At 70.6% G+C, this 2,367-nt stretch carries 1 protein-coding gene; it reads left to right on the top strand.

The window, feature by feature from the left end; all coding sequences use genetic code 11:
• Nucleotides 1-88: 88 nt before the first annotated feature.
• The coding region (locus tag CHB84_RS22070) for an RND transporter family protein (protein ID WP_141134790.1) at nt 89-2,367 on the top strand (2,279 nt) is incomplete at its 3' end.

The following is a 2,367-nucleotide window of genomic DNA, read 5'->3' on the forward strand; positions in this document are numbered from 1 at the left end:
GCGCCGTGTTCGTCTGCCGCGGGTGCGGGTCGGTGTGCTGTGGGGGTGGCTGCGCCGGGTGCGGGTCTCGGGTCGGGGTCTGGCCGCTGTGGCGGTGATCGTGGCTGTTGCGGCGGGTTCGGTGGGGGGTTTGCTGCAGTTGCGCACCGATACCGGCCCGGAGTCGTTTCTGCCGGCTGGGGATGAGACGTTGGCGTCGTTGCGGGAGGCGGCGGAATCGTTTGGGGGCGATCCGGTGGTGGTGATTGCCGAGTCCAGCGAGCCGCGGGCGTTTTTCGGGCAGAAGCAGTTGTCGCGGCTGGTGCGGTTGGAGGGCCGGCTGGCGGAGTTGAATGATGTGGCTGCGGTGTATGGGCCGGGGACGGTGCTCAATCAGATCGCCGGGGCGGCGCAGGACATGCTGGCCTCGTTGTCGGGGCATCGGGATGGGTTGCGCAAGCGGACGCGGCAGCAGGCACTCGAGCAAGGGGCCAGCGAGCAGGAAGCCGAGCAGCGGGCCAAGCAGGCGGTGGCGAAGTTTGATCGCCGCTATGGCAGTTTGCTGGTGCAGGGCTTGCCGGCTGGGTTGCCGACGTTGCACAATCCGGGGTTTGCCCAGCAGGTGATTTTCCGGGATGGGGGTGCGCCGCAGCCGCAGTGGGATTTCGTGGTGCCGCGCCCGGATGCGGTCAGTATCCTGATCCGGCCGCGGGCGGGGATGGATCAGGCCGCGACCGAACAGCTGGTGGCCCAGGTGCGCCAGACGGTGGGCGAGGCGGAGCTGGAGACCGAGCGGGTGACCGTGACGGGGGTGCAGGCGGTGACCAGCGCGTTGGGCGCGCAGGTCCGTGCCGAGTTGCCGTTGGTGGGTGGGCTGGCCGTGGTGGCTATCGGGGCGAGCTACTTCCTGGTGCCGTGGTTGCAGCGCCGCCGGTATCGGCTGTTGCCGCTGGCGGCCACCCTGGGGGCGATCGCGCTGGTGTTGGCCGGGTTCGGGTGGCTGGATCGTCCCCTGTCGCTGGGGGTGATCGCGTTCTTGCCGATCCTGGTCGGCATTGGTAGCGATTTCCCGGCCTATCTCAGCCACCCGGGCCAGCGGCGCCGGGTGCTGGTGGTGGCCCTGGCCAGTGTGGCCGCGTTCGCCTCCCTGGCGGTCTCGCCGCTGCCGTTCGTGCGCGATCTCGGGCTCGCGCTGGCGGCCGGGCAGCTGTTTGCCGTGGGGCTGGCGGTGGCATTCCGCCGCTACTGGACCGGCACCTGGAGCGCCCACGCAATCCCGGAGACCGGTGGTGAACCCGGGCAGACGACGGAAGGGGAAGCAGGCACGGCTCGGGCAGAACTGCCGGAGTCCGCGTCCGAGCACACAGCACGATCGGAGTCGGGCCGCGTGTCGAGACGCATCCGCTGGAGGCCCGGTCGCCGAGCGGTGACTCGGATGGGGGCGCTGGTCGTGGTGGGCGCGATCGCCGCCGGAGGCTGGGCAGCACTGGCACAGCTCGAGGTGACCGCCGAGCCCGACGAGCTGGCCGCGGGGCTGCCGGCGATGGAGGACGCGCGGCATGCCGAGCAGGTGCTGGGCGCTTCCGGGGAAGTGCAGATCCTGGTGCGGGGAAAGGATGTGGCCAACCCGCAGGCACTGGCCTGGATGCAGCAGGCTCAGGACGCGATCGTGCGCCGGCACGGGGATCAACTCTCCCCGATCCTCACCCCACCGGGACTGCTCGAGTTTCTCGGCGCCGAACCGTCCCAGGAGCAGGTAGCTGCAGGGTTGCAGTGGATGCCCGACTATCTCACCCGGGCGGTGATTCGCAGCGACCAGCAGCGCGCGGCGATGAGCTTCCAGCTCGAACTGCAAGACCTCGCCGAGCAAGCCGACTTGATCGAGCAGGTGCGTGCCACGATGCCGCAGCCGCCGAACGGCCTGGAGGCGGAGGTGGTCGGGCTGCCGGTCGCGGCCGCGCGCGGCTATGAGCTGGTCTCCGGGGACCGGTATGTCACCAACGGTCTCGGCCTCGCCGCTGCCGGTATGGTGCTCCTGGTGGGGCTGTCCCAGCGTACCGATGCGCTGCGAGCCGTGGCCGCGGCAGCACTGGCCACCGGGTGGGGTCTGGCCGGCCTCTGGGCACTAGACCTTTCCCTCACCCCGCTGACCAGCGCTCTCGGATCGCTGACCACAGCCATCGCCTGCGCCTACACCGTCATGCTCCGCCAACCCGCCACACACCGGGGCCTGCGGGTCGCGCGCACCGTGTCCGTGGCCGCCCTCTCAGCCACACTCGGGTACCTGGCGCTGACCGCCTCCAGCGTGGCCGCCCTGCGCGAATTCGGCCTCGTACTCGCCGGAGCCGTAGCACTCGCCTTCACCGCCGCCCACATCACCGTGCGGCT

This window comes from Haloechinothrix alba (genome assembly GCF_900188115.1).
GTDB classification, from domain to species: Bacteria; Actinomycetota; Actinomycetes; order Mycobacteriales; family Pseudonocardiaceae; genus Haloechinothrix; species Haloechinothrix alba.